At 40.1% G+C, this 21,688-nt stretch carries 23 protein-coding genes; 4 read left to right on the forward strand and 19 right to left on the reverse strand.

All coding sequences use genetic code 11. The annotated features are described in order from the left end of the window. The 4 genes from trmD to rpsP all read right to left on the reverse strand — a co-directional run bounded on the left by trmD (position 1) and on the right by rpsP (position 1,902). Positions 1–720: a tRNA (guanosine(37)-N1)-methyltransferase TrmD gene (gene trmD / locus ACWPVF_RS06070; protein WP_414307534.1), complete on the reverse strand. Its 720-nt coding sequence runs from the start codon at positions 718–720 to the stop codon at positions 1–3. Continuing rightward, entirely contained in the window at positions 710–1,228 is a 519-nt protein-coding gene (gene rimM / locus ACWPVF_RS06075) for a ribosome maturation factor RimM (RefSeq protein ID WP_006151226.1), read from the reverse strand. The genes trmD and rimM overlap by 11 nt, the downstream gene beginning before the upstream one ends. 142 nt (positions 1,229–1,370) lie before the next feature. Further along, on the reverse strand, positions 1,371–1,610 hold the full coding sequence (gene kphA / locus ACWPVF_RS06080; RefSeq protein ID WP_000379617.1) for an RNA-binding protein KphA: 240 nt from the start codon (positions 1,608–1,610) through the stop codon (positions 1,371–1,373). Between the two features lie 19 nt (positions 1,611–1,629). Continuing rightward, on the reverse strand, positions 1,630–1,902 hold the full coding sequence (gene rpsP, locus ACWPVF_RS06085) for a 30S ribosomal protein S16 (protein ID WP_004253064.1): 273 nt from the start codon (positions 1,900–1,902) through the stop codon (positions 1,630–1,632). 177 nt (positions 1,903–2,079) lie between these two features. On the opposite strand from rpsP, the gene ACWPVF_RS06090 reads away from it, so the two are divergent. The 3 genes from ACWPVF_RS06090 (at position 2,080) to ACWPVF_RS06100 (ending at position 3,831) form a co-directional block, all read left to right on the forward strand. Beyond that, positions 2,080–2,613, forward strand: coding sequence for a hypothetical protein (locus tag ACWPVF_RS06090; RefSeq protein WP_414307535.1), 534 nt, complete (start codon positions 2,080–2,082; stop codon positions 2,611–2,613). Positions 2,614–2,757: 144 nt separating this feature from the next. Continuing rightward, a complete protein-coding gene (locus ACWPVF_RS06095) occupies positions 2,758–3,564 on the forward strand; it encodes a peptidylprolyl isomerase (RefSeq protein WP_414307536.1) in 807 nt (268 codons plus the stop codon). A gap of 27 nt (positions 3,565–3,591) precedes the next feature. Beyond that, positions 3,592–3,831, forward strand: a complete 240-nt coding sequence (locus ACWPVF_RS06100) for a zinc-ribbon domain-containing protein (protein ID WP_080929480.1) — start codon at positions 3,592–3,594, stop codon at positions 3,829–3,831. Positions 3,832–3,892: 61 nt separating this feature from the next. On the opposite strand, the gene ACWPVF_RS06105 is transcribed toward ACWPVF_RS06100, so the two are convergent. The 10 genes from ACWPVF_RS06105 to ACWPVF_RS06150 all read right to left on the reverse strand — a co-directional run bounded on the left by ACWPVF_RS06105 (position 3,893) and on the right by ACWPVF_RS06150 (position 14,052). After that, a complete protein-coding gene (locus tag ACWPVF_RS06105) occupies positions 3,893–5,434 on the reverse strand; it encodes an ABC-F family ATP-binding cassette domain-containing protein (protein WP_414307537.1) in 1,542 nt (513 codons plus the stop codon). A gap of 1 nt (position 5,435) precedes the next feature. Beyond that, positions 5,436–5,909 (reverse strand): VanZ family protein, encoded by a 474-nt coding sequence (locus tag ACWPVF_RS06110; protein ID WP_454385190.1) that lies wholly within the window; start codon positions 5,907–5,909, stop codon positions 5,436–5,438. 1 nt (position 5,910) lies between these two features. Next, a complete protein-coding gene (rlmN, locus tag ACWPVF_RS06115; RefSeq protein WP_303943836.1) occupies positions 5,911–6,996 on the reverse strand; it encodes a 23S rRNA (adenine(2503)-C(2))-methyltransferase RlmN in 1,086 nt (361 codons plus the stop codon). A gap of 29 nt (positions 6,997–7,025) precedes the next feature. Next, on the reverse strand, positions 7,026–7,559 hold the full coding sequence (locus tag ACWPVF_RS06120) for a YutD family protein (protein WP_454385193.1): 534 nt from the start codon (positions 7,557–7,559) through the stop codon (positions 7,026–7,028). A 163-nt stretch (positions 7,560–7,722) separates the two neighbouring features. Beyond that, complete coding sequence (gene gla, locus ACWPVF_RS06125) at positions 7,723–8,628, reverse strand: aquaglyceroporin Gla (protein WP_414307540.1); 906 nt, start codon at positions 8,626–8,628, stop codon at positions 7,723–7,725. 157 nt (positions 8,629–8,785) lie between these two features. Further along, positions 8,786–9,952 carry an ATP-grasp domain-containing protein gene (locus ACWPVF_RS06130; RefSeq protein ID WP_414307541.1) on the reverse strand — a complete coding sequence of 389 codons (1,167 nt, stop codon included), beginning with the start codon at positions 9,950–9,952 and terminating at the stop codon, positions 8,786–8,788. A 12-nt stretch (positions 9,953–9,964) separates the two neighbouring features. Beyond that, a complete protein-coding gene (locus ACWPVF_RS06135; protein ID WP_006148792.1) occupies positions 9,965–10,705 on the reverse strand; it encodes an esterase family protein in 741 nt (246 codons plus the stop codon). A gap of 21 nt (positions 10,706–10,726) precedes the next feature. Continuing rightward, positions 10,727–11,551: an alpha/beta hydrolase gene (locus ACWPVF_RS06140; protein ID WP_414307542.1), complete on the reverse strand. Its 825-nt coding sequence runs from the start codon at positions 11,549–11,551 to the stop codon at positions 10,727–10,729. A 135-nt stretch (positions 11,552–11,686) separates the two neighbouring features. Beyond that, positions 11,687–12,901 carry a tRNA uracil 4-sulfurtransferase ThiI gene (thiI, locus tag ACWPVF_RS06145; protein WP_045615534.1) on the reverse strand — a complete coding sequence of 405 codons (1,215 nt, stop codon included), beginning with the start codon at positions 12,899–12,901 and terminating at the stop codon, positions 11,687–11,689. Between the two features lie 8 nt (positions 12,902–12,909). After that, a complete protein-coding gene (locus ACWPVF_RS06150) occupies positions 12,910–14,052 on the reverse strand; it encodes a cysteine desulfurase family protein (protein WP_414307543.1) in 1,143 nt (380 codons plus the stop codon). A gap of 136 nt (positions 14,053–14,188) precedes the next feature. Between ACWPVF_RS06150 and ACWPVF_RS06155 the strand changes: the two genes are divergently transcribed. Next, the gene (locus ACWPVF_RS06155) at positions 14,189–14,593 is read left to right on the forward strand and encodes a DUF6556 family protein (protein ID WP_414307544.1); all 405 of its coding nucleotides are present in this window, start codon (positions 14,189–14,191) and stop codon (positions 14,591–14,593) included. Positions 14,594–14,633: 40 nt separating this feature from the next. Here ACWPVF_RS06155 and ACWPVF_RS06160 read toward each other — a convergent pair whose 3' ends face one another. From ACWPVF_RS06160 to ACWPVF_RS06180, 5 genes are all read right to left on the reverse strand, one after another. After that, the gene (locus ACWPVF_RS06160) at positions 14,634–16,964 is read right to left on the reverse strand and encodes a DNA translocase FtsK (protein WP_414307545.1); all 2,331 of its coding nucleotides are present in this window, start codon (positions 16,962–16,964) and stop codon (positions 14,634–14,636) included. A gap of 165 nt (positions 16,965–17,129) precedes the next feature. Continuing rightward, positions 17,130–17,942, reverse strand: coding sequence for a hypothetical protein (locus tag ACWPVF_RS06165; protein WP_414307546.1), 813 nt, complete (start codon positions 17,940–17,942; stop codon positions 17,130–17,132). A 130-nt stretch (positions 17,943–18,072) separates the two neighbouring features. Continuing rightward, a complete protein-coding gene (locus ACWPVF_RS06170; RefSeq protein WP_454385198.1) occupies positions 18,073–20,028 on the reverse strand; it encodes a fructose-specific PTS transporter subunit EIIC in 1,956 nt (651 codons plus the stop codon). Next, a complete protein-coding gene (gene pfkB, locus ACWPVF_RS06175; protein ID WP_454385200.1) occupies positions 20,025–20,936 on the reverse strand; it encodes a 1-phosphofructokinase in 912 nt (303 codons plus the stop codon). The genes ACWPVF_RS06170 and pfkB overlap by 4 nt, the downstream gene beginning before the upstream one ends. Further along, on the reverse strand, positions 20,933–21,673 hold the full coding sequence (locus tag ACWPVF_RS06180) for a DeoR family transcriptional regulator (protein WP_049494819.1): 741 nt from the start codon (positions 21,671–21,673) through the stop codon (positions 20,933–20,935). The genes pfkB and ACWPVF_RS06180 overlap by 4 nt, the downstream gene beginning before the upstream one ends. Positions 21,674–21,688: the final 15 nt, after the last annotated feature.

Consider the following 21,688-nt stretch of genomic DNA (forward strand, 5'->3'; position numbering starts at 1 on the left):
TTAATTGTTATTTTCTTTTATTTCTGCTAACATTTTCTCTTCTTCTGCTGTCAACTGATAATGTTCCAGCAAATCAGGTCTGCGTTGGTAGGTTTTCTTCAGACTCTCATAGAGACGCCATTGACGGATATTTTCATGGTGGCCACTCATGAGAACATCTGGGACTACCATACCACGAAAATCATATGGTCTTGTGTACTGAGGATACTCCAAGAGACCGGATGAGAAGCTGTCATCTTGATGACTAGTTTCCTTTCCAATAACTTCTGGAATCAAGCGAACCGTCGCATCAATCATGGTCATTGCTGCTAGCTCTCCACCAGTCAGGACATAATCTCCTAACGAGATCTCATCCGTCACCAAGGTCTTAATCCGTTCATCATACCCTTCGTAGTGACCACAGATAAAGATGAGTTCTTCTTCCCTGGCTAAATCTTTCGCATAGGCTTGGTCAAACTGTTTTCCAGCTGGGTCTAAGAGAATCACGCGCGGATTCTTTTTTTCAATGGCATCAAAGGCATCAAAGATGGGTTGCGCTCGGAGCAACATTCCTTGACCACCACCATAGGGTTCATCATCTACATGACGCGCCTTCTCCGCATATTCACGAAAATTATGATATTGGATATCTAAGAGTCCTTTTTCACGTGCCTTTCCAACGATGGAATGCTCTAAGGGTGAGAACATTTCAGGAAAGAGGGTTAAAATATCAATCTTCATCGTCTAACCCTTCTAAGAGTTCTACATCCACACGATTATTTGGAATATCCACATTCAGCACTACTGGTGGGATATAAGGTAAGAGTAGGTCACGTTTACCCTTTCGTTTAACTACCCAGACATCATTGGCACCTGGTTGAAGGATTTCCTTGATGGTTCCAATCAAGTTATCTCCCTCATAGACCTCTAGGCCGATAATTTCGTGGTAGTAAAACTCGCCGTCATCTAGATCATTGAGATTCTCCTCTGCAACCTTTAGACTATAACCCTTGTATTTTTCGATATCATTGATATGGTACATATCTTTAAACTTGATAATATCGAAATTCTTATGCTTCCGGTGGCTCGCGATGACCACTGTTCGAACAAATTGATCTTTATCATCAAATAAGGCAAGTTCTGCCCCTTTTTTAAAGCGTTCTTCAGTAAAATCTGTCACTGACAAGACTCGCATCTCACCTTGCAAACCCTGAGTGTTGACAATTTTCCCAACGTTAAAATAGTTCATCTGATCTCCTGTATCTATTTCTCCCTTTATTTTATCATGTTATAGGGATTTTCTCAAGTTGGAGAAAAGAATCATTATTCTGCAATGATGAAGTTTATTCTTGTTTTTTCTAACAAAAAAACGAGACCATGTCTCGCTTTTCTTATTTTTCGTCAATAACGATTCTTACTTTTTTGTCTTCAGTTGGGACAGAGTAGACAATCGTTCTTATCGCAGAAATAGTGCGACCCTTACGACCGATTACACGACCCACATCGCTTTGGTCAAGATCCAAATGATATTCCAAAAATTCTGGTGTATCTTCAATCTTGATAGTTAGGGCATCTGGTTGTGAAATCAAAGGTTTCACAATTGCAATAATAAGATTTTCAATCGTATCCATCTGTCAACCTACTTTAAACTTATTTTGAGAATTTAGAATCGTGGAATTTCTTCAAAACGCCTTCTTTTGAAAGGATGTTGCGAACTGTATCTGAAGGTTGAGCTCCATCAGCCAACCATGCAAGAATACGGTCTTCTTTCAAAGTTACTTGGTTTTCTTCAACAAGTGGGTTGTAAGTTCCAACTGTTTCGATGAAACGTCCGTCACGTGGTGAACGTGAATCTGCTACGTTAATACGGTAGAAAGGTTTTTTCTTAGAACCCATACGAGTCAAACGGATTTTAACTGCCATTTTTAATATCTCTTTTCTTTTATTTTTTATTTCGGTGAAATAGCTAAGCTATTTAGCACATGTTCTATTATATCAGATTTCTGAGAGGTGTCAAGAAAAAAACTTGACAGAGTTTAAAATTTTTAAATTTTTTAGAAATTTGTTAGACTAAGAAGAAAAAATATAAAAAGAAAGCTTATGAGTACTACTTTAGATACCATCTATAAAGACTATCCCGTCAAACCCTATATCTCTCCAAATCGTGATGTGGAAGCTTGGCTCCTAAATCCTAAACCTGTACCAAAACGTAATATGGAACTACTAGAGGACGATCTTCTTGCAGGTGATATCATCCTTCTCTGGAGAATCAACTTCGGAACATTCACCACTGAAACTTGGTTTCCAAAATATTTCGAGTACACATATGGCGTTGATGCCCCAAAACATCTAGAAAAGCTCGTTGAAAAAGGCTATGCTCTTATCGAAACTGCTTTTGACTCGCTTGACCATCTAAATGCTACTATGAAAAAGAATATCCTTAAAAATAAGGGTGTTACTGGGCTCTCCAAGATGAAGGCTTCTGACCTGAATCAGGCTCTTCATGACCATTTTTCAGAAGAAGAATTGGCTGCTTGCTTCTCGATTCGTAGCTATAAACTAACTCCCAAAGGTGAACAAGCACTCAAGGATCATCAAGCGATCATTGACCGCCATCCTAAAAAGAATCTTTAATCAACCAATACTGGTTGATTTTTTTGACTGTAGAAACTTCCTTCCATTATTTTATCAGAGCCCTATAAGGATACCGACCATTTACATTTGAAATCCACTTCTTTTTAGGGTACAATGGTAAAAATGATTTTTGAAAGGACTAATATGAAAAAATTAGCTACACTACTACTCATTTCAACATTTGCTCTTGGTGGATGTACAAGCATTCAACGTACACTTCGTGGTGACGATTACGTGGATTCTAAGATTGCTGCTGAAGAAAGTTCTAAAGCTGCTACCCAAGCAGAGAAGGATTTGAAAGACGCCTTAACAAATGAAAATGCTAACTTCCCTCAACTTTCTAAGGAAGTAGCTGAAGACGAAGCTGAAGCTATCCTTCACACAAGTTTGGGTGATATTCGTATCAAACTTTTTCCAAATCTAGCCCCTCTTGCAGTTGAAAACTTCCTTACTCATGCTAAAGAAGGTTACTACAATGGTGTGACTTTCCACCGTGTGATTGATGGATTTATGGTACAAACTGGAGATCCTAAGGGAGATGGAACAGGTGGGGAATCTATCTGGCACGATAAAGACAAAACCAAGGACAAGGGAACAGGTTTCAAAAACGAAATTTCTCCATACCTCTATAATATCCGTGGTTCTTTATCAATGGCTAATACTGGTCAACCAAATTCAAATGGTAGCCAATTCTTTATCAACCAAAGTACAACAGATTATTCTGCTAAACTTCCAACAAGTAGCTATCCTAAGAAAATTATCGAAGCCTATAAAGAAGGTGGAAATCCTACTCTCGATGGGAAACACCCCGTCTTTGGTCAAGTCATTGATGGGATGGATGTAGTAGATAAAATTGCCAAGGCTGAAAAAGACGAAAAAGATAAACCAACTACTGCTATCACTATCGATAGTATCGAAATTGTTAAAGACTACGATTTCAGTAAACAATAACACCATTAACTATAAGGAGATGTAAAAATGATTCTATTTTGGGGGTCAAAAGGTTACCAAAAAGTATTGGGACATACACAGACTACTATCGAATGCGGTCATTGTAACAATGTTGATACTTGGGAAATTACAGAATACGGACGTAAGTTTACTCTTTACTGGATTCCACTCTTTCCTTACGGAAAAACTTATTTCGTTTCTTGCCCGATTTGTCACTACGGTAAAGAAATCCAAAAATCTGAGATTGAAACCTATTTGAATTACTAGCCAAAAAGCCAAGTCACACAGACTTGGCTTTTTCCTATTCTAGTTTTATGGAATTCTCTTTTTATGTTAGCTCATTGAAATCCCAGATTTGGTCCATCCAACCTTCATAGAAGTCTGGTTCATGGCAAACCATGAGGATAGAACCCTTGTATTCCTTCAAAGCACGTTTGAGTTCGTCCTTGGCATCCACATCCAAGTGGTTGGTAGGTTCGTCTAGAACAAGGACATTGTTCTCACGGTTCATCAAGAGACAGAAACGTACCTTGGCTTGCTCTCCACCTGACAAGACTTGGATTTGACTCTCGATATGTTTAGTCGTCAGACCACAACGGGCAAGGGCAGCACGAACTTCGGCTTGGTTAAGCGCTGGAAAGGCATTCCAAACTGCTTCTAGTGGTGTCTGGCGATTTCCTCCTTCCACTTCCTGTTCAAAGTAGCCAAGTTCAAGATAATCACCACGTTCTACTTCACCAGCGATTGGTGGAATAATGCCCAAGAGACTCTTCAAGAGTGTTGTTTTCCCGATACCATTGGCACCAATGATGGCAACCTTTTGATTGCGCTCAAAGGTAAGATTTAATGGTTTAGTAAGAGGACGGTCATACCCAATCTGCAAGTCCTTAACTTGGAAGATAAAGCGTCCAGGTGTACGAGCCGTTTTGAATTCAAAGGATGGCTTTGGTTTCTCACTTTGAAGTTCGATGATATCCATCTTGTCCAATTTTTTCTGACGAGACATGGCCATGTTACGAGTTGCAACACGTGCTTTGTTTCGAGCCACAAAGTCCTTGAGATCAGCAATTTCTTTCTGTTGACGCTCATAGGCTGCCTCCAGCTGCGATTTCTTCATAGCATAGACTTCTTGGAACTGGTAGTAATCTCCAGAATAACGAGTCAACTGCTGATTCTCTACATGATAGACGATATTGATAACGTCGTTGAGGAAAGGAATATCGTGTGAAATAAGAACAAAGGCATTCTCATAGTTCTGAAGATAACGCTTGAGCCAGTCAATATGTTCGGCATCGAGATAGTTGGTCGGCTCGTCAAGAAGCAAGATATCTGGTTTTTCAAGAAGAAGTTTGGCTAAAAGCACCTTGGTTCTTTGCCCACCTGACAAGGCTGTTACGTCTGTATCCATCCCAAAGTCCATGACACCAAGGGCACGCGCCACTTCATCAATCTTTGCATCTAAGGTATAGAAATCACGGCTTTCCAAACGGTCCTGAAGCTCTCCAACTTCCTCCATCAGGGCCTCAATATCAGCACCATCTTCTGCCATTTCCATGTAAAGATCATTGATACGCGCTTCTGCTTTGAATAATTCGTCAAATGCTGTACGAAGAACGTCACGAACAGTTTGGCCTTCTTTGAGCACCGCATGCTGATCTAGGTAGCCAGCTGTCACATATTTAGACCATTCCACCTTACCTTCATCAGGTAACATTTTACCAGTTACGATGCTCATGAAAGTTGATTTCCCTTCACCATTAGCACCAACTAGACCGATATGTTCACCTTTTAAAAGACGGAAGGATACGTCTTCAAAAATCGCACGATCACCAAAACCGTGACTTAAATTTTTTACTTCTAAGATACTCATTTTAATTCCTTATCTTGTTTTTATGTAGTAGTTTATAAAGGACCCAAGCCAGGTAGCCACCCAAAGTATTGGTCCACAAATCATCAATCTCAAAGACCCGATTAAAATCAAAGAAAAAGTCTAAAACTAGCTGTGTACATTCGATTCCTAAACTCAATAGAAAACTGAGAAGAATCACTTTCTTCGTTTTTCTAAGACTAGGGATGAGATAGAGAAGTTGGAAAATCAGAGGGAAGAGCAAGAGGACATTTAAAGCATTTTGCAAAAAGATCCAAAATAGCTGTGTGATACTTGTTACTTCTCCCAATTTCCAAAGGGAGTTAAAAGGCGTCAAAAGAAAAACCAGGCGTCCAATAGTTTGAATACCTGGAGTTTCCACTCCTGTAGGAAGTTGAGGCTGGGGAGTAAAACAAAAACAGACGATACAAAGACTGTATAACACGATTCCCAGGCTTAGTAATGTTTTTCGTTTCATCTTATGGATTTACTTCCGCTACTGCTTTTTGGCGATCACGCTTCATGGTATTTGAACGCAATTGTCCACAAGCTGCATCGATATCAGTTCCGTGTTCCTGACGAACGACACAGTTGATTCCTTTTTTCTTAAGGGTATCATAGAAGGCCATGACACGCTCTTTAGGACTTCGACTGTATTGGTCATGTTCACTAACTGGATTATAAGGAATCAAGTTGACATAAGACAATTTCTTGATATTTTTAAGCAATTCAGCCAATTCAAGTGCTTGTTCAACTCCATCATTGACTTCATTTAGCATGATATATTCAAAAGTTACGCGACGGTTAGTTGTTTCAATATAATACTCGATAGCTGCAAAGAGTTTTTCAATTGGAAAGGCACGGTTAATCTTCATGATGCTTGAACGAAGTTCATTGTTTGGTGCATGAAGAGAAACAGCAAGGTTAACCTGAACACCTTCATTGGCAAAATCACGAATCTTGTGAGCCAAACCTGAAGTTGATACGGTGATATGGCGAGCACCGATAGCCATTCCCTTATCGTCATTGATGGTACGGATAAAGTTCAAAACGTTATTGTAGTTGTCAAACGGTTCTCCAATACCCATAACAACGATATGGCTAACACGTTCATCTTGTCCACGTTCGTCAAAATATTTTTGAACCAACATAATCTGTGCAACAATTTCTCCGTTATTGAGGTCACGTTGCTTCTTAATCAAGCCTGAAGCACAGAAGGTACAACCGATATTGCAGCCTACTTGAGTCGTTACACAGACTGACAAACCATAATGTTGACGCATCAAGACAGTCTCAATCAGCATCCCATCTGGTAACTCAAAGAGGTACTTTACAGTTCCATCGGCTGACTCTTGAACGATACGTTGTTTCAAGGGATTGACAACAAACTGCTCGTTGAGCTTGGCAATCAAATCCTTAGACAAGTTGGTCATTTCTTCAAATGTCTGAACACGTTTACGGTAGAGCCACTCCCAGATTTGATCCGCACGGAATTTCTTTTCGCCCTGTTCCAAGACCCATTCTTGCATGCCTTGGCGTGTTAAACTATAAATTGAAGGTTTCATGTTTTCTCCTTATTCTCTAAACTTTTTCTCTAATCTTTCTGACGGATGACGAAATGACGTTGTCCTTTTTCTTCGTTCTGAGGTTTTTGTTCTTTACGACGACGTCTATTTCTCTTGTCCGTGTTATTTCTTTTTTTATTTTGTGATGTTTTCTTGCCTTTTCGAGTATCTTTTTCTTCCTCTTTTTTGCGCATTTTTTGGTCAAATGGTGCTCGTTTAGGAGTTTCATTTTCTAGGACAAAATAGGCACAACCATAGCTGCAATACTCGAGTAGGTAATCTTGTAAACGGCTGATTTTCTCGAGAGACTCTTCAGCTCGCTCATTCTTGTAGAAACCACGTAAGCGCAACTGCTCATTACTCCAGTCACCTACTATATAATCATACTTGTTTAAAACTTCGGAAAAACGTTGAGTAAAAGCCGTTGCATCAAAAGCATCCTTGCTATTTTCAACCAAGATAAAAGAAAAACCTTCAGCTTCAACCTTAGTATCATTCAGATGAAATTCCGGACCAGGGAATTTATTGTAATTGTATAATTCAGGTGCAATTTCTTTACGCATAATCTTCCTTTTTAACGTTTACTTAATACTTTATTTTACCATATTTTTGCCATATTTACAGCTTTTGATTTAAAATGAAAAAAGTCTGACTATTTCAATATTCAATTCTAAAAGACACAACTGTACAAAAAAGAAAAAACTGGGAAAACCCAGTTTTTAAATATTATAGGTAAAGTAATTTGAAAAGTGCTACAGCGGCAATAGCAGCAGCAATCGGTGCAACTACTGGTACCCAAGCATACCACCATTTTGAATCACCCTTGTGTGCACCAAGGATTGATTTAGGAAGTAATGCGTGAAGAAGACGTGGTCCAAAGTCACGAGCTGGATTCAAACCTGGTCCTGAAGGTCCACCAAGTGAAGTAACCAAAGCCATTACCAAGAAACCAAGTGCCAAGTGTGCAATACCAAGACCTGGTGACAAGAATGGAGCTACTTGTGTTTTCGCTTGTTCAAGATATGTAGCGACTTGTTCTTGAGGAATTGTTTGACCTTGAGCAGTCGCTTGTGCCACTTGTTCATTAATCAATGCTTGAGCTTTTGTAACTAACTCAGCACCAAAGAAGTTCTTTGTTAAACCAAGTGCTGCAAAGAAAAGAACAAATGATCCAATAAACTCATTGATAAATCCGTTCACAGTTGCTGCATAACGTGATTCTTTTGTACCATGATCCAAACTTGAAATAGTTGAGAAAGATCCCAGGATGTTATTTGGATTTTCCGTCTTCAAGTAGTAGGGACGGTGAGTCGCAACAACCAAGGCTTGTCCGAAGATTGCTCCCAAAACTTGCGCGATGATGTATTGTGCTACTTGTGACCAAGGGAAGAGACCGCTAACTGCAAGTCCAAGAGTGAAGGCTGGGTTGATGTGGTTTCCAGAAACGTTACCAAACATCAAAGCTGGAATCATAACCCCCATACCGTAACCAACAGCGATAACGAGCCAGCCACTTTGGTGACCTTTCGTACCTTTAAGTTCAACGTTGGCAACCGCACCATTTCCCAAGATAATCAAGATGGCTGTTCCCAAAAATTCTGTGGCATATTTAATAGCCCATGTGAAATCCATTGATAGATTCTCCTTATTATTTTTTAGACAATCCCTATTCTATCAATTTTTAAACCTTTTAGCAACAGATTTTCTAAAAGAATCCTATGGAAAACGCTTTTATTCAGGGCTTTAAAAAAAGACTTAACAAAGAGAGTTTGTTAAGCCCTGATTTCGATTATTCTTGACGCTGACCAAAGTCCTTAATCATCTGCTCCATTTCCTCACGACTTGGTGTCGTAAGCATATAGAGATAGTCTCCTTGCAGTTCAGCAAAGGCAGCTGGCATGATTTTCTTGACCTTGAACTGGTTTCCATATTTAGCGAGCAAGTCTTCTTCTGAATAAACATAGTTAGCATTGGCGCGACGAGATGTTGCCAAGCAATACTGAGTTTCAAACGGAGACTCTGGGAAGGGTTCACCTGCAACGATCGCTGCATAGCCCTTGTACAAATCCAAGGAATGAGCATAGTTATAGACATCAATAGTGAAGCCACCCGCTGGACGGTTATTGTACTCAATGGCAATATAATCATCACCCTCACGGAAGAACTCAATATGGAAGAAACGTTCTTTCATACCAAATTCCTTGACAATAGCCTCACCATACTTGCGCAATTTTGGATCCATATCTTTAAGAACATAATAAGAATTGTCCATCTTGTAAATCATGAGATCAAGCGGTGTATGGGCATAGTCAAAGGTCGTAGAAAAGACGATATTTCCATTTCTATCTACCAAACCGTCGAAGGTACAGATTTCACTTGAGGTTACAAATTTTTCAAAGAAATAAATGGTTGAATGGTCCCATTCAGCCTTAAAGTGGTTTACATCATCTTCTGTTTCAAGTTTGAAGGTTGCTGCTGCACCTACTCCATTATCAGGTTTCGCAATCATTGGAAGTCCAATTTCTTTCACAGCTTTATCAACGTCTGCTTCTGTTTCAATGACTGCACCTGGCACAACTGGAACCCCAGCTTTTTTGAAGAGTTTTTTCATCTCAGATTTGAACTTAGTCTTCTTGAGGTCTTCTGGTTTGGCACCAAAAACATTGAATTGTTCACGAAGGGCAGCATCCAACTCTAGCCAGTATTCATTGTGAGACTCGATACGATCAATTGGACCATGCTTATAAAAAAGAAAGGCGACGGCGCGTTTAACCTCATCGATGTTTTCAAGATTATCAACTCGGAAATACTCCGTCAAGCTATTGCGCAATGGTTCATCTAGTTGTTCGTAGGGTTCTTGCCCAATCCCTAGAACGGTAATTCCTTTATTGGCTAATTCAATACTAAACTGTTGGAAATTTTGTGGGTAATAGGGTGAAATTACAAGATAATTCATAAGCGACTCCTTTTATAGACTCATGTGACCGAGAAAATAAGGCATTTGTTTGCGCCACCATTCCCAATCGTGGGCAACATCGTGTCCCCATTCTGCAAACCAAGCAGGAATTTGTTTTTGATCGAAGGCTTCTTTGAGCTTGTAGTAAGAAGGTAGCCCATCATGTTCCCAAGCTCCTAGGCCTGTACAGATAACAATCTCAGCTTGACGATAACGGTCAATAAACCAACCATCATTTTGATTCCAGATATAATCTACTGGTGAGTTTTGATAGATGGCATCATCATTGTAGTAATCACCGACAAAGAAACGTGCATCGTAGACACCACTAAGGGCAATTACTTTGGTGAAGACATCCGGATGTTGCAAGAAGAAGTTGAGAGCATGGTAAGCACCCATAGAGCAACCTGTCGTCATCATGCCATCAAACCAGCCCGTCTTATGCTTGATAAAAGGAATAGCTTCTTCAATCACATATCGTTCATAGGCACGGTGCATCTCAGCTTGATCATGACTATTTTTCCAAGTAGCAAGCCAGCTCTCGCTATCGACACTTGAAAGGGTAAAGAACTGCACGCGACCTTCTTCAATAAAGGATGCACAAGCATCAATCATTCCAAAATCATAGTACTCATTGTGGCTACCACCTGAAGAAGCAAAGACAACAACTGGGATGCCTCCATGTCCGTATCGATTGACATACATTTCACGGTTAAGATGACCACTCCAGTGGCTAAGATGTTCAATATGCATATCCTGTCTCCTTTATACTATTTACCAATTTTCTGCAAAAAAGCGTAAGCAAGCTGGAAGATTTTCTGCCCATGGAATTTCATGGTGGATAGCCCCGGCTTGAACCTTGAGTGAGAGATTTTCCAACTCAACTCCTCCTGCTATCAAATCATGATAATAGCGAAGAGAAGAGTCAATATAGGCCTGCTTAATATTACCAGCCATGAGGGTCTTATCCGTGTCATCTGCTTCTTCCGTCCCAACATAGATAAAGACTCGTTGATCAGGTAATAGTTTTTTACGCTCCATATAGCGATCAAAGGCCTCTTGGTGAAGCCAGTTAGCTGATGAAAAGACACCCAAGCAGCCAATCTGGTCTTGATACTCCAAGCCAATAAACTGTGTAATATTGCCACCTAGAGAAGATCCAACCATAGCAGTGTGCTTGCGATCAGACTTTGTCCGATAGTTTTCGTCGATAAAGGGTTTGACCACTTCCATGACAAACTCAGCGTACTCGACTCCCTTACCACCAAATTGTTGACCAGGGATGTTAGACTCTTGGAATTTCCAAGCTGCATACTCATTCATCCGTCCAAGTCCATCATTGTCAATGGCCACTATAATCATGCGGCTGATATCTGGATTTCGCTTGATGGCTGGGATAATCTTCCAGGAATGGCCTACGTAGGATTCCTTACTATAAAAGACGTTTTGTCCATCATGGAAATACACCACAGGATAACTTCTATCCGTATCTTTCTCATAGTTTTTAGGGAGGAGAACACGTACGCGACGCTCCTTACCTGTGTAGGGAACCACCAATTTATGCTCTCGCATTTTTAAATAAAAATAAGATTGATTCATTGTCAGAAAACTCTCTATATTCAAAATTTTATCTAATTATATCATAAAAATAGAAAAAAAGTCAGTTTCCGTCCAAATTTAGGACAATAAACTAACTTTTTTTACTTATTTTATCTTTTCCTCTGGTTTTTCTGATTAAAGGAGATCATCGATCAACTCATCGACCGCATCCTTCTCAGCCTGAGGTGTAATTTCAGTAATCATGATTCCCGCTACTGCACGTTCAACCAATCCTTCAACATCCATTCGAGCTTCATACTGCTCTGCATTCTTAATCTTAGGATTTGTCTTCGGACGATCTGGTGCAAAAATGGTACAACAGTCTTCAAAGGGCTGTATAGAGATTTCAAAGGTATCAATTTCTTGCGCAATATCAATGATTTCTAGCTTGTCCATAGTTACAACTGGACGAATGATTGGTGTGTTGGTCACAGCATTGATAGCCTGCATACTTTCAAGGGTTTGACTAGCCACCTGACCAAGACTTTCCCCATTGATGATAACCAAGCCATTTCGTACCTCACGGATACGATCTGTAATGCGCATCATAAAGCGACGAGTCAGCGTCATCAGATAGGCTTCTGGCGCCTTGGCTTTAATTTCTTCTTGAATCTCCGTGAATGGCACTTCGATAAACTGGATATTACCACCGAATTTGGTCAATTTACGGGTCAAATCCTGTGCTTTCTTGAGGGCACCTGGACTTGTGTAGGGAGGGCTCGCAAAGTGAACAGCCTCGATATCCACTCCACGTTTTAGAGCTAGATATCCAGCAACTGGTGAGTCAATCCCTCCTGACAACATGAGCATACCTTTTCCAGAAGTTCCTACCGGCAAACCACCTGCACCACGAATGGTTTCATATGAAAGGTAGGCTGCTTCTTCACGAATCTCCACTTGAAGGTTAATGTCAGGATTTTTCATTTGTGCTTGCACATTTGGAATAGCATCAAATACTGCTCCACCGAGAGTTTGGTTGAGTTCTCGACTGTCTAGCTCAAAGTTGTGGTCGCTACGCTTACTTGAGATTTTAAAGGTCATCCCTTCCTTGTAGATGTCTTTCATAATCTCTTGAACAGCAGACTTAAGAACTTCTACGGATTTTTCAACCTTATATACTGGAGAAAAATTTTGAATCCCGAAAACTTGCTTGAGAGATTCTGCCACAGGTTCATAATCTGCCCCATTCAGATAAGCATGGGCACGATCGCGGTCTGCTGTCACTTTAACTTGAGGATAGATGGATAAAACGTCCGAAATATTATTGCGAAGTTTATTGATGAAACGCATACGGTTTTTACCTTTGGTTGAAAGTTCCCCGTAGCGAATCATAATTTCTGAATATTGCATGAATACTCCTATCTTACTTTTCTAGTTTGATTGTAAATTAATTTTAGTTTGGTCAAGAACTGCTCCACTTGACTCATGTCATTTTCTAGGTCTAGACTGACGCGTACTGCTGACTGAGCCTTATCTTTTTCAACCCCCATGGCAATCAAGGTGCCTGCAGGTTTTCCTGCCTTGGACGAGCAAGCAGAGGTTGTGGAGATGAAAATATCATAGTCCTCAAATGCATGAACGATGACTTCACCACGGACACCCTTAATCCCAAAGGTCAGAATATGAGGAGCAAAATCTTCTTCTCCTGAGAAAACAAAAATATCAGGATAATTAAGAAGGGCTTGACGGATAACCTCTTTCATCTGACTTGTTTTGCTAGCAAATAAGTCCAATCTCTCCATAGCCAAACGTAGGGCCTTGGCAGTCGCAGCAATTCCTGCTACATTCTCAGTTGTGGAACGATAGTCGCGCTCCTGGCCACCACCGGTTAATAGGGGGGTGATTTTCTTGCCAGACTTAATGTAGACAAAGCCAACACCCCGAACTCCGTGGAACTTATGACTGGAGAAGGTCGCAAAATCAACTCGGTCTGCCAAATACTTTTCTGTTGGTATTTTTGCCAAAGCCTGAACAGCATCAACATGGAAAGAAATGGTTGGTTTATCTGCTAAAAGCTCTGAAATAGCTTGGATGGGCTGGATGGAACCAATTTCATTGTTAACTGCCATGATGGAAACTAGTGTGGTATCAGGACGAAGTAAACCTGCTAAGGCTTTTACATCTACAAATCCTTTTTCATCAACTGGTGCAAAATCCACTTCAAACCCTTGAGTTTTGAGCCAGAGAGCTGACTCCTTGACTGCTGGGTGCTCAATGTCAGACACAATGATATGTTTGCCAAATTGCGCTTTTTCAAATGCAACCCCTTTGATAACCCAATTATCCCCTTCAGTACCACCAGATGTAAAGAAGATTTCCTCGCATTTCTTGCCAATTAAATCTGCAATCTGCTGACGAGAAGCTTCTAAAATTCTGGTAGACTGATCACCCAAACGATGAAGGCTAGATGGGTTACCAATAATTTTTGCAGACACCTGCATGTAAGTTTCAAGTACTTCAGGATAAGGCTTGGTCGTAGCCGAATTATCAAAGTAAATCATTGTTTCTCACACTTTCTAAAATCACTCCTTCTATTGTAACACGAAACAGTTCAGGCGACAAGAAATGCCGTTCAGGTTCATTTAAGTTTTTTTTAAAGATTTTGGGTATAATGAATCATGGTAAAGGAGAGAAATTATGTCTAACTATCGCAGAAAATCAAAACCTAAAACTGAACATATCAAAAAAGGCTTTACCGTCTTTCAAAAAACAATTGCAACTTTAGCCAGTATCCTTGGTTTGATTACAGCTAGTATCACTATCATGAATGCTTTAGATAAAAACAAGGATCATAAAGATACGACTACACAAACAACCATTATAAAGGAAGTTCAAAAGGAAGCTCCAGCTGAATCCAATGCACCTGCACAGAATCAAGGAAGCAACCAAGAAACTAATTCTGCAAATGGTGGAGTTGACGAAAAAAATAATAATGTTCAATCAGAAGAGACTACTCAAGCTTCTAACAACGTCCCAAAAAATCAAACTGATGGAGTTGCTCAATCTGATACAGTTGCGACAGACAATAAAACAAACCCTTAACAATAAAGCTTCTCTCCAGTTTCGGAAAGAAGCTATTTTTTTATTGTTGTAAGACTTTTCGAGGTTTTGTTCCTTCAGCAGGACCGATAACACCAGCCATCTCTAATTCTTCCATCAATCGAGTTGCACGGTTAAAACCAACTGATAAACGACGCTGAATCATAGAAGCACTCGCCTTTTGTGTCTCGATGACAAGGGCTTTTGCTTCTTCAAAGAGTGGATCACCAGCATCATCGCTAGAACCAAAGTCGCCTTCAGTCTCGGACACTTCTCCAGGGTCAAAGCTTTCATCATAGTCAGCATCTGCTTGGGACTTGATGAAGTTCACAATACGCTCGACATCATCATCTGAGATAAAGGAACCTTGAAGACGAACTGGATGGTTTTCATCGATTGGCTTAAAGAGCATATCTCCTCGACCAAGCAATTTCTCAGCGCCATTTTCATCCAAAATCGTCCGTGAGTCTGTTCCTGATGAAACAGCGAAGGCTACACGAGACGGAACATTGGCCTTAATCAAACCAGAGATAACATCTACTGAAGGACGTTGGGTTGCAAGGATCATATGGATACCAGCTGCACGCGCCTTTTGTCCTAGACGGATAATAGCATCTTCTACTTCCTTGCTGGCAACCATCATGAGGTCAGCTAACTCATCGACAATCACAACGATTAAAGGTAGCGGTACTTGTTTGTATTCGGACTGAGCGTTAAACTCTTCTACCTTAGCATTGAAACCAGCGATATTTCGAACGCCGACTTTAGCAAAGAGCTCATAGCGGTTTTCCATCTCGTCAACAACCTTTTGCAATGCCTTGCTAGCCTTACGAGGATTGGTCACAACTGGAATCAAGAGATGAGGGATATCGTTGTAGACTGAAAGCTCAACCATCTTTGGATCGACCATCATGAATTTGACTTGGTCTGGGCGTGCTTTCATCAGAATACTTGCAATAATGCCGTTAACCGCAACAGATTTACCAGAACCTGTAGAACCGGCCACTAGCAAATGAGGCATTTTAGCTAAGTCAAAACTACGAGCTGTTCCGTTAACTGCTTTCCCAAGAGGAATTTCTAAAAGATTTTCAGGTTTTGTTTGTGATTGTTCCCAAAGTTCACGGAAGGATACAGTTGCAATTTCAGAGTTTGGAACTTCGATACCAACCAAAGATTTCCCTGGAATTGGAGCCTCAATACGGACATCCTTGGCAGCCAAAGCAAGAGCCAAGTCATCTGCTAGGTTGGAAATGCGATTGACACGAACACCTACAGCAGGTTTTACTTCGTACTTGGTAACGGATGGCCCAATTTCTGCTCTTTCAACCGTTACTTTAATACCAAAACTTGCGAAGGTTTCTTCCAAAATCTTGATATTCTCCCGAACGATTTTCTTTTCTTTAGACTGGTCTTTTGGTTTATCTGGGGCGAAAAGTTGCAAGCTTGGGAGTTTATACTCTAAGGCTTTTTTAGCAGAAAAATCGACTTCTACTTCTTCGTCATCCTCTTCTGGGAAAACTTCTTCCTCTGGAAAATCCACTTCCTCAGGATATTCAAAATCAGCTTGAGGGAGAATAATCTCTGGTTCTACCCATTCTTCTTCTGGAAGTGGAGGAAAATCGTGCAGTAGCTCTTCTGATAATATTTCTCCAGTTTCCATATCTACAGGAGTCATGTCAAGCAAAGCCTGCTCTTCTCTTTCTTTTTCAAGTCTTGCTTGCTCTTCCGCTTCTCTTCGTGCCTTTTCCTCTTCACGCTTGATAAAGCGCTCTTGTTTTTTCTGTTCACGGCGCTCCATCCAGATAGCAAATCGAGCCGAAAGAAAATCAGCGATATCGTAGATTGACCATGGACTAATCAATAGTGCACCGATTAAGACTAAGATTGCTCCGATGAAGTAAGTTCCAATATTTGAGAACAAAAAAGCTACCGGAATGTAGAGGATAACCCCTAGCAAACCTCCACCGGCAAAACTAGTCACTTTAAAGCTAGTTAAATCTTTAAAAATTTGACCGGCAGTCCCTTGGAAAACAGCGTTTGCCATGCTAAATTTCCAGACAAGATATGCTTGAAAGATGAGAAGCAAGCCTGCAAAAATGAAGAAGAAACCTGCTAATAAACCTTCTTGCTTATGAATCCATTTAAATAAAAATAGATAGATTAGCAGAGAAAAAATAGCTAGATAAGCCAAACTCCCCACGAGTAAGCGGATTAGGTTATAAACAGTGATTCCGACTGCTCCCCATTTGAGAGCCGCAAAAATTAAACAAATAGCCAAAGCTAAGGAAATCAACATTCGTTGAATCGCTTGTTTTCTTTCTAATTCTGCTTTAGACGGTCTGCGTCTTGTTTTACTTGTATTCTTGTTTGCCATGATTCTATTATACCATATTTCAGAAACATCTAGAGAAGAGAAAATAGGCTGTAAATAAGCCTTTTAAATGAGTTAAATCCATAATCTTAAGAATTTAGAAATCTTGATAATATGGATTTTATGTTCAAATGACTTTTTTACTAGACTATTTTGAATTTATTGTAATTACTTCATCTTTTTACATAAAGTTCGTAAGATAGGATTTTTACAAATCCCATTTGATTTTTTAATTTTGGAATTTTTTCTAATTCTCTTATCTGCAACTTCCCAAATACAATCAAAATGGTCTTCCATCATAGAAATAAAATCAACCTCATTTTTATTAGTTTTAAAATCTTCAAGTTTCTTTAGAGTTTCACGTTCACCTATCAATGCGAAATTTGTCTTCCAATTATATGGAGGAAGGGTAACTCTTAAAAAAGCCTTTGTTATCTTCACATTTTTCTCATCTTTATATACTAACATAAAAGGGAGACGATATTCTGTTGAATAGTAACGAATTTCCATTTTCCCTTCTTTTATATATTCACTATATCTTTTTGTAATATCTTCAATTCCAGAACTAATATTTGTACCAGGCTTACGTAAATTTTTTTTTATTTCAAGTTTCTCTAGGTCGGACAAAAATGGAGTATAGACCTGAGAACACAAAAAACGAATCTTAGTTCCACGATCCATAGCCAATTTTAAAATATACTCATTATTAGAAAAGAATTGGCTTCCTGATATAAATAATAAATCTAATCTTTCAGCATTCTCGCACAAGTCCATAATTTCTCTAGTTGAATGTGTTTTCATAGCTGCTATACCTTTAAAACCATAAGACTTAATTTCTTGAGAAACTCGCATTTGTTCTAGTAGTTTATCTTTAAATAAATAAGTGAAACCACCAATTATCAGCGCAACAACTAGCGAAGATAAGGAAGACTCCGCAATACGTGTCCAATCTAAATTTACAAAAATAACATACATATTCATTTAAAACACTCCAATACTATTTTCAATTATTTGAATTACATATTTAGAATATCATCCTAACATTACCTTGTCAATCACTACAAAAAATGACTGCCCACTTTCGTGTTCAGTCATTTGAATGTATTTGTAATTATTTTTCTAATGGTTTACGAAGGTAACCATAAACCACACCACTAACAAGTGCTCCAATCAAGACAAAGACAAGGTAAAGAAGGGCATTTGTTGTAAGGGCGATAACGAAGATTCCTCCATGAGGAGCCATGAGTTTGATACCTGCAAGACCAACAAGTCCACCTGCTACTGCTGAACCAAGGATAAAGCTTGGGATAGCACGAGCTGGGTCAGCCGCACCAAATGGAATCGCACCTTCAGTGATGAATGACAAGCCCATAACGATGTTAGTCAAACCAGAGTTGCGTTCTTCTTTAGTAAATTTATCTTTGAAAAGAAGAGTTGCGACAAAGATAGCAAGTGGTGGAACCATTCCTCCAGCCATAACCGCTGCCATAGCTACTGAACCACCTGTTGCCACTGTTGCTGCAAGAGTACCAGTACCAAAGACATAAGCTGCTTTATTGACAGGTCCACCCATATCGACGGCCATCATTCCTCCAAGAACGATACCAAGAAGGACAGCTGATCCACCTCCAAGACCGCCAAGGAAGTCGTTCATAGCAGTGTTGATTGCTGCCATTGGGATGTTAACAGCTAGCATGACAAATCCTGTCAAGACTGTTCCAAGAAGTGGCAAGAGAAGGATTGATTTAGCACCTTCAAGCGAGCGAGGAACCTTCACGTATTTCTTAACCAAGAGTACCAAAGCACCAGCGATAAATCCACCAACAAGGGCTCCTAGGAAACCTGATGATACACCTGCAAGAGCTGAAGTTGCTTCACCACCTTGAGCGTAAGGGATTTTACCAAAGGCAAAACCTTCTTTGGCAATAGCTCCTGCTACGAAACCTGCTACCAAACCTGGTTTTTCAGCGATTGAGTAAGCAACATATCCAGCAAATACTGGAAGCATCAAACCAAAGGCTGCGCCACCGATTTTCATGAACATAGAAGCAAGTTCATGGTATGATCCAAGATTTCCGAGGCTATCGTTTGGTACACCCATAGCACCATCAATCAAGAAAGCAAGGGCAATCATGATACCACCACCAATAACGAATGGCAACATTTGTGATACACCACTCATCAAGTGTTTGTAGAAGGCACCACCTAGACTTTGTTTTTCGTTAGAAGCTGTTGAAGCTTGTGCTCTGTTAGCAGCTCGGTAGACTTCAGCATTACCGGAAAGAGCCAAGTTGATCAACTCTTCTGTCTTACGAATGCCATCTGCAACCGGACGGTTCACCAATGGTTTACCATCGAAACGATCCATCTCAACTGCTTTATCTGCAGCAATGATAACAGCCTTGGCCTTACGGATATCTTCTGCAGTCAATTTGTTGCCTACACCACTTGCACCGTTGGTTTCAACCTTGATACCAACACCCATTTCCGCAGCCACTTTTTGAAGAGCTTCTTGGGCCATGTATGTATGGGCAATTCCTGTTGTACAAGCTGTAACTGCTACGATAAAGTCACCAGATTCATTTGCAGGAGCTTGAACTGGTTTTTGAGCTTTTTCTGAAGCTTGGTCAAAGAGTTCAATGACTTGATCAGCTGATGTTACTTGACGAAGTTTATCAGCAAATCCGTCTTTCATCAAATATTGTGACAATTCTGCCAAGGCAGCCAAGTGAGTATCATTGGCACCTTCTGGAGCAGCAATCATAAAGAAGAGGTCAGTTGCTTGCCCGTCTAAACTTTCGTAGTCAACACCCTTGTTCGACTTAGCAAAGAGAACAGTCGCTTCTTTAACAGCAGCATTTTTGCTGTGTGGCATTGCGATACCGTCGCCCAAGCCTGTAGAAGTCAAAGCTTCACGCGCTAAGATTCCTTCTTTAAAAGTTTCAAAATCTGTCACGTATCCGTGTTCAACCAAGCTATGAATCATTTCTTCGATAGCTGCTGTTTTTTCAGTTGCTTGCAAATCTAGCAACATGACATCTTTTCTCAATAAATCTTGAATTTTCATCTTTTTTCTACCTCAACTTTTTCATAAGTTTCTTTAATAAATGCTGCAGTTGCTAAATCATCTGAAAATGTAGTTGCTGTTCCACAAGCCACTCCCCATTTGAAAGCCTCTACGGCGTCTTTTGATTTGACAAACTCACCTGTAAATCCAGCAACCATAGAGTCACCAGCACCTACTGAGTTTTTCACGATTCCCTTAATCGGTTTAGCAAAATAAGCTCCATCTGATGTTACCAGAAGGGCTCCTTCGCCAGCCATTGAAATAATAACGTTTTGAGCACCTTTAGCCAGCAACTCTCGAGCGTATTTTTCAATCTCGTCTAAGCTTTCGAGTTTCACTCCAAAGATAGCTCCCAGTTCATGATTATTTGGTTTGACCAAAAGTGGTTGATATTCCAAACTATCAATCAAGGTCTGACCTTCAAAATCACACACAACTTGTGCGCCTGTCCGACGGGTCAAGGCAATCAAATCCTTATAAATAACATTGCCTAAGTTTTTAGCACTCGATCCCGCAAATACAACTGTATCCTCTGCTGTTAGACTTGAAAGGATAGCTTTCAACTCCTCCAGTTGATCTGCTTCAACAGTAGGACCAGTCCCATTGATTTCGGTTTCTTGGTCTGCTTTGATTTTAACGTTGATACGCGTATCTTCTGCAACTTGCACAAATCGCGTTTCAATTTGCTCCTCAGCTAAAGTATCTGTGATAAATTTACCTGTAAAGCCTCCGATAAATCCAGTCGCTGTATTTGGAATATCTAGACGTTTCAAGACGCGACTGACATTGATTCCCTTACCACCAGCAAACTTATCATCACTATCCATACGATTAACACTACCAACTTCTACTTTATCCAAACGGACAATGTAGTCAATAGATGGATTGAGTGTGACTGTATAAATCATACTTCTATTACCTCCGTTTTTTCTTTGATAGCTGGCAAGAGCTCATGACCCTTGCTAGTAATGACGATAGCTCGTTTTAGAGGGGCAACCTTAGCAAAACTAGACTGGCCAATCTTAGATGAATCCGCCAAGACATAGGTTTGTTTGGCATTTTCTAAGATAGCACGCTTAACCGCTCCTTCTTCCATATCTGGAGTTGTATAATAACCTTCGTCTACACCGTTCATTCCGATAAAGGCACGATCAAAGTGTAATTGGTTAATTTGGTTAAGAGCCACCCCTCCGATACTGGCATCCGTTGTCATCTTTACGCCACCACCAATAATGACTGTTGGGATTTGCTTATCCACTAATTGTACCGCATGGTGAATGGAGTTGGTTACTACAGTAATGTCTTTTCGCTCCAATTCCATAATGAGAAAGGCTGTCGTACTTCCTGCATCCACAAAGATAACATCTTTTTCTTTGATGAGGGAAGCTGCTTTTTGCGCAATCAACTTTTTCTCTTGAAGGTTTTTGACAGATTTTTCTTGAATAGTTTCTTCTTCTTGCAAGGAGTGAGGCAACTCAGCTCCCCCATGCACTCGGCGAAGTTTATTTTCAGACTCTAACTCATCTAAATCACGTCTAACTGTGGATTCCGAAGTATCTAGCAAGCCTACTAATTTCTCTAGAGAAACGATTTTGTGCTTTCTTAGTTCTTCTAAAATTAACTTTTTCCTCTCGGTTTTTAGCACCTACTCACCTCCTGT

This window comes from Streptococcus sp. Marseille-Q7087, assembly GCF_965111935.1.